Source organism: Methylophilus methylotrophus DSM 46235 = ATCC 53528 (genome assembly GCF_000378225.1).
Lineage (GTDB): Bacteria > Pseudomonadota > Gammaproteobacteria > Burkholderiales > Methylophilaceae > Methylophilus > Methylophilus methylotrophus.
Genome location: NZ_KB905152.1, coordinates 1 through 5,457 on the forward strand (window position 1 = coordinate 1; position 5,457 = coordinate 5,457).

The window sequence follows — 5,457 nt, forward strand, 5'->3', positions numbered from 1 at the left end:
CATTTGATGATTGGCGTAGCGTATATAACCACGAGCGCCCACACGAAGCGATTGCACTGGATACGCCTGTCAGTCGTTATCGCCCCAGCCCGAGAGGGTTTCCGTCCAGGCTACCTGAGATTGAGTATGGACCGGATGATGCGGTGGTCACAGTGAAATGGAATGGTGAGTTGCGATACAAGGGAAAGAGATTCAAGGTATCCAGCGCCTTACACAGGCATGAAGTGGCAATTCGCCCTCGCCATGATGAGGATGGCGTCTATGATGTGTTTTATGCGCACCATCATTGCGAAACCATCTACTTTACACACTCATGAAAAACACATTAATGTGTCAACCATGTCCTCGTACATGTGTCACCTATGTCCTCGGTCTATACAGGACAAGCATAAGAAAGAACGGTCGCCGAAAAGGCGAAAACCCCTCACCGCCTAATAACTATGCCTATCTTCAGGAAAACGCCCTTCCTTGACTGCTTGCACATAATCGCTCACGGCCTGCTGCACACTGCCCCCCTGCTGCAAAAAGTTTTGCGCAAATCTGGGCGCCTTGTAGTCTTGCGGCGCTTTATCCGTCGGGCCGCTATAAATGCCCAGCAAATCCTGCAACACCAGTACCTGACCAGTACATCCAGCCCCGGCACCTATCCCTATTGTTGGCACATTGATGCTTTGTGTAATTTCTGTGGCTAACGCCGCTGGGATCATTTCAAACAGTACCATGCTGACCCCAGCTTGCGCCATGGCTTGCGCATCTGTCAGCATGGCCTGCGCGCTTTCTTCCGTTTTGCCCTGGATTTTATAGCCCCCCAGTTTTTCAACCGATTGCGGAGTAAAGCCAAGGTGTGCGCAGACAGGCACGCCATTTTCAACCAGGTAGCGCGCTGTGGCGACCATCTCGCCACCGCCTTCTATCTTCACGAGATGCGCACCGGCAGCCATCAGCGTTTGCGCGTTGGCCAGCGCCGTTTGCGGATCATGTTCATAACTGCAGGCTGGCATGTCAGTCATAATCACCGTATGGGGGGCGCCTTTTGCCACCAGCCGCGTGTGGTAAATCATGTCCTGCATGGTGACTTCCAGCGTATTGCTCGCCCCTTGTATCACCATGCCGAGTGAATCCCCCACCAGCAAGACATCCACGCCAGCCAATGCCAGCACTTTGGCAAACGTGGCATCGTAGCAGGTCAGCATGGCAATTTTCTCGCCCGCTGCCGCCTTTGTGAGTAGGGTATTCAGCATCTGTTCTCAGTGATCCCCAATAGGATTGGCACAAACTTGTGACCGATCACATTTCAATTAAAAGTTAGGGTTAAAGTACTCGCGGCTGCTCTTGATCTGGCCAATGCGTTCAATCAGCAAATCAAAGGCTTCAGGGTCTTTAATGATATTGAGCTTTTCGTTATTCACGATCAGCAAAGGTGAGGCATCATAGGCGTGAAAAAATTCGCTGTAAGCCTCTGCCAGGCGCGCAATATATTCGCGCGGCATATCCTGCTCGTAGCTGATATTGCGCTCTTCTATGCGGTCCATCAACGCATCCACCGGGGTTTGCAGATACACCACCAAATCGGGTTTTGGCGCCTTAAGTTGTAGATGGTGGTAAATCTGGTGATAGAGGGAATACTCTTCATCATCCAGGTTTAACCGCGCAAACAGCGGGTCTTTCTCCAAGAAAAAGTCAGAGACCGTCGGTTGGCCGAACATATCACGCTGGGCCATATCTTCAATCTGGCGCGAACGCTGGAACAGGAAGAATAACTGTGTCGGCAAGGCGTAACGCTGGGCATCCTGGTAAAAGCGGGTCAGGAATGGATTGGCCTCGGCTTTTTCAGACAGCAACTCGACTGAAAACTTATCGGCCAGCATGCGTGCCAATGTGGTTTTGCCACTGCCTATGGGGCCTTCAATCACGACATAAGGGAAACGGTTAAACATTGTTCTTGCTCGTTCAGCTTATTAAATCAGTGCCAGTATGCGCACGTCCCAGTTTTATTCATGCCAACTTTTTCACATCCCAATTTTTTTAATATCAGGGTGCTGAGATTCTGTTACCCATTCTACAACAGTCTTTCCCTGTGGCAGCATAAAGTCGGGCACAATTTCAGCCAGCGGCAAAATGACAAAGCCGCGCTCGTGCATGCGCGGATGAGGCAGCTTCAAAAGCTCGGTGTCCAGTTGCATACCGTCATAGTCCAGCAGATCGAGATCCAGGATACGCGGTGCATTGGGGAATGGGCGCTCGCGGCCAAACGTCTGCTCAATATCAAGTAAAAGCTGCATCAACTGTGGCGCCGGGATATCGGTCGTCACCTGTACTACGGCATTGATAAAGTCAGGCTGGTTATCATAGCCAACCGGCGCCGTGGCATACAGGCTGGAAGCCTTGGTTAACCTTAGACCCGGTGTATTAGACAACACCTCAATCGCTTTGCTAACCTGTTTTTCCGGCTGTTGCAAATTACTGCCCAGCGCAATCAGGGCTGTCGCCATTAAGCCACTTCCCCGCCCGCCGGTTTTTTCTTACGTGGCTTGCGGCGGCGTTTTTTCGGGCCGTTTTCAGGCAATAACATGGCCGTGCGCTCATCCGTACCCGCATCGGCAAACCTTGTCCACCAGTCACCAATCTCTTGCGGCAATTCACCAGACGCACAACGCAACAGCAGGAAGTCATATCCGGCGCGGTATTTTGGGTTGGTCAACAAAGCATAAGGGCGCTTGCCGGAGCGTTGCTCAAAACGCGGCTGCATGGCCCAGATTTCCTTCATGGTCGCGGTATAGCGATTATGGATCGCCATCTTTTCGGCCTGCTTGTCGATGACTTCGTTCATGGCCTCATGCAAGGCCGGAATCATATGCTCGCCACGCTTCTGGTTTTCTTGCCAGGCCTGCAATACCTCATGCCATAACAAGGTGGCAAACAAAAAGCTGGGGTTAGAAGACTTGCCGGACAGGATGCGCTCATCGGTATTTTTGAGTGCCAGCATGACAAACTTCTCGCCCAATGGCTGCTCCAGCACCACGTCGAGCAGCGGCAGCAAACCATGATGAAGATGCTGCGCACGCAAGGCATTGATGCTCTCAATGGCATGCCCCGACAAGAACAGCTTGAGCATTTCATCGAACAGGCGGCTGGGTGGTACATCTTCTAGCAGATCAGCCAGTTTTCGGATGGGCGCTTCAGTAGACTTTTCCAGTTTCAGGCCCAGTTTGGCCGACAGGCGCACGGCGCGCAGCATACGCACCGGGTCTTCCTGGTAACGTGTGACCGGGTCACCAATGATGCGCAATGTTTTGGCACGAATATCAGCCACGCCATGGTGAAAATCGAGGACTTCTTGCCGCTTGGGATCGTAATACAAAGCATTGGCAGTGAAATCACGGCGCACGGCATCTTCTTCTATGCTGCCAAAGACGTTATCGCGGATAATGCGGCCACTGTCGTTGGTTTCAGCATCACCTTCGCTCAGGTGATGGCCCCGAAACGTCGACACTTCTATCGTCTCATGCCCCCACAACACATGTACCAGCCTGAAGCGGCGTCCAATAATACGTGAGCGGCGAAACACCTTATGCACCTGCTCGGGCGTGGCATTGGTCGCCACATCAAAGTCCTTAGGCGGATGGTTGAGCAGCAAATCGCGCACGGCACCACCGACAATATAGGCCTTAAAACCCGCTTTCTGTAGCTGGTCACAGGTTTTCAGTGCTGCCTGACTGATGTGCTTCTGATTGATTTTGTGTTTGCCCGCCGGGATGATTTGCGCCGCAGGCAATTGGGTATGGGTGTTCGCGTTGGCACGACGCCGGAAGACTTTTTGCAGTAATTGTTTAATCATTCGTTTTGTATTTCGAGCGTCAGCACGGCTGCGCTACAGTTTATGTTGGTTATTCCACAATACATCGGGTACGCCTGCATGCCGGTTCAGCGCGCGACACAGGACAAACAATAAATCGGACAAACGGTTCAGGTATTGCAATGCTTCAGCGGTTACCGGCGATTGCGCATGCAAGGCATGTAACACCCGCTCGGCACGACGGCATACTGTACGCGCCAAATGGCACACAGCCGCCGCCCGGCTACCACCCGGCAGGATAAATTCCTTCAATGGTGGCAACGTTTCATTCCATGCATCCAGCGTCATTTCCAGAAACGTCACGCGTCCAGCCTGTATAAAGTGGTGTCCTGGCATGCACAGCTCCCCACCCAGGTCGAACAAATCATGCTGGATCGCCAGCAAGCTGTCACGCACCTCATCTTCCAGATCTTCCACCAGCAACATGCCTAGCACCGCATTGAGCTCGTCCACGTCACCCATGGCTTCCACTCGCAAATCATACTTCGCTACGCGCGAGCCATCGCCGAGCCCTGTTGTGCCGCTATCGCCAGTGCGTGTGTAAATCTTGCTCAGCCGGTTGGCCATGCCTGATACCTGTCTAAAATCCGATATAATCCAACCATTATAAATCATACCGTGCCATTTCGATGTGCTCAGCGATTGCAGTCAACGCCCCGGTCGGGGTGATGGATTCCGGGGTCGGCGGACTCAGCGTACTTCAGCATTTAACCTGCCAACTGCCACACGAACATTTCATCTATTTTGCCGACAGCGCGCATGCGCCTTATGGCAATAAAACCGCAACCGATATCCAGCAACGCTGCTTTACTATCGCAGACACACTCATCGGCCAGGGCGCCAAAGCGCTAGTCGTCGCCTGCAACACTGCCACTGCTGCAGCCATAGGCCCCATGCGTGAGCGTTACACCCTGCCCATTATCGGCATGGAACCCGCCGTCAAACCCGCTGCCGCCGCCAGCAAAAACGGCATCATAGGCGTACTCGCCACCACCGGCACTCTCAAAAGCGCACAATTCGCCGCCCTGCTCGAACATTATGGTCAGGGCGTTCAGGTCGTGACACAAGCCTGCGTGGGACTGGTAGAGTGCATAGAACAGGGGCAGCTGGATACCCCACAGACACTGGCTCTATTGCAACAATACTGCCACCCGTTGATGGCAGCAGGCGCAGATACCATAGTGCTGGGCTGCACACACTACCCGTTTGTTAAAAAGCATATTCAAGAGATTGTGGGGCCCGAAGTCACCTTGATTGATACCGGGGCTGCGGTTGCCAAGCGGCTACATCAGGTGCTGGAACAAAAGCAGATGCTTAATGTTGCCACTGAAGCTGGGGATTTTGTGTTTTTAACCAGTGGGACGGAAGAAACGGAGCGGGTGATGCATCAACTCTGGAACGCTGATAATTAGGCGTATATATTTAAATTAAAACGCTCCAGAAAACAATTCTGCTACATTCGGATGCTTTGGCAAATCTATGTAACATTCTCTTTCGCCTGTAGGCGAGTTACTTTCTGTTGCTTGCCCCACAGAAAGTAACCAAAGAAGAGGGCACCCAGCCATCACGGCCTACGGCTCCCTTGCGTTGCTCAACAAAGT

The 5,457-nt window shown here is 52.6% G+C and carries 6 protein-coding genes and 1 pseudogene; 2 read left to right on the top strand and 5 right to left on the bottom strand.

All coding sequences use genetic code 11. The annotated features are described in order from the left end of the window. Window positions 1-317, top strand: a pseudogene (locus F463_RS15055) (IS481 family transposase); the annotation flags it as partial. A gap of 114 nt (window positions 318-431) precedes the next feature. On the opposite strand, the gene panB reads toward F463_RS15055, so the two are convergent. From panB to F463_RS0113870, 5 genes are all read right to left on the bottom strand, one after another. Further along, window positions 432-1,241 carry a 3-methyl-2-oxobutanoate hydroxymethyltransferase gene (gene panB / locus F463_RS0113850; RefSeq protein ID WP_018987701.1) on the bottom strand — a complete coding sequence of 270 codons (810 nt, stop codon included), beginning with the start codon at window positions 1,239-1,241 and terminating at the stop codon, window positions 432-434. A gap of 57 nt (window positions 1,242-1,298) precedes the next feature. Continuing rightward, on the bottom strand, window positions 1,299-1,937 hold the full coding sequence (locus F463_RS0113855) for a deoxynucleoside kinase (RefSeq protein WP_018987702.1): 639 nt from the start codon (window positions 1,935-1,937) through the stop codon (window positions 1,299-1,301). A gap of 72 nt (window positions 1,938-2,009) precedes the next feature. Next, window positions 2,010-2,492 (bottom strand): 2-amino-4-hydroxy-6-hydroxymethyldihydropteridine diphosphokinase, encoded by a 483-nt coding sequence (gene folK / locus F463_RS0113860; RefSeq protein WP_018987703.1) that lies wholly within the window; start codon window positions 2,490-2,492, stop codon window positions 2,010-2,012. Then, entirely contained in the window at window positions 2,492-3,838 is a 1,347-nt protein-coding gene (gene pcnB / locus F463_RS0113865; RefSeq protein WP_018987704.1) for a polynucleotide adenylyltransferase PcnB, read from the bottom strand. Before pcnB ends, folK begins: the two co-directional genes overlap by 1 nt. Window positions 3,839-3,871: 33 nt before the next feature. Next, window positions 3,872-4,423 (bottom strand): cob(I)yrinic acid a,c-diamide adenosyltransferase, encoded by a 552-nt coding sequence (locus F463_RS0113870; protein ID WP_026295613.1) that lies wholly within the window; start codon window positions 4,421-4,423, stop codon window positions 3,872-3,874. A 62-nt stretch (window positions 4,424-4,485) separates the two neighbouring features. Here F463_RS0113870 and murI point away from each other — a divergent pair, with 62 nt between their 5' ends. Next, a complete protein-coding gene (murI, locus tag F463_RS0113875) occupies window positions 4,486-5,268 on the top strand; it encodes a glutamate racemase (protein ID WP_018987706.1) in 783 nt (260 codons plus the stop codon). The last annotated feature ends 189 nt before the right edge of the window (window positions 5,269-5,457 follow it).

Excerpts from the sequence above, each read along its gene's own strand:
- panB (WP_018987701.1), bottom strand. The coding sequence starts at position 1,241 with ATGCTGAATACCCTACTCACAAAGGCGGCAGCGGGCGAGAAAATTGCC.
- F463_RS0113855 (WP_018987702.1), bottom strand. The coding sequence starts at position 1,937 with ATGTTTAACCGTTTCCCTTATGTCGTGATTGAAGGCCCCATAGGCAGT.
- folK (WP_018987703.1), bottom strand. The coding sequence starts at position 2,492 with ATGGCGACAGCCCTGATTGCGCTGGGCAGTAATTTGCAACAGCCGGAA.
- pcnB (WP_018987704.1), bottom strand. The coding sequence starts at position 3,838 with ATGATTAAACAATTACTGCAAAAAGTCTTCCGGCGTCGTGCCAACGCG.
- F463_RS0113870 (WP_026295613.1), bottom strand. The coding sequence starts at position 4,423 with ATGGCCAACCGGCTGAGCAAGATTTACACACGCACTGGCGATAGCGGC.
- murI (WP_018987706.1), top strand. The coding sequence starts at position 4,486 with ATGTGCTCAGCGATTGCAGTCAACGCCCCGGTCGGGGTGATGGATTCC.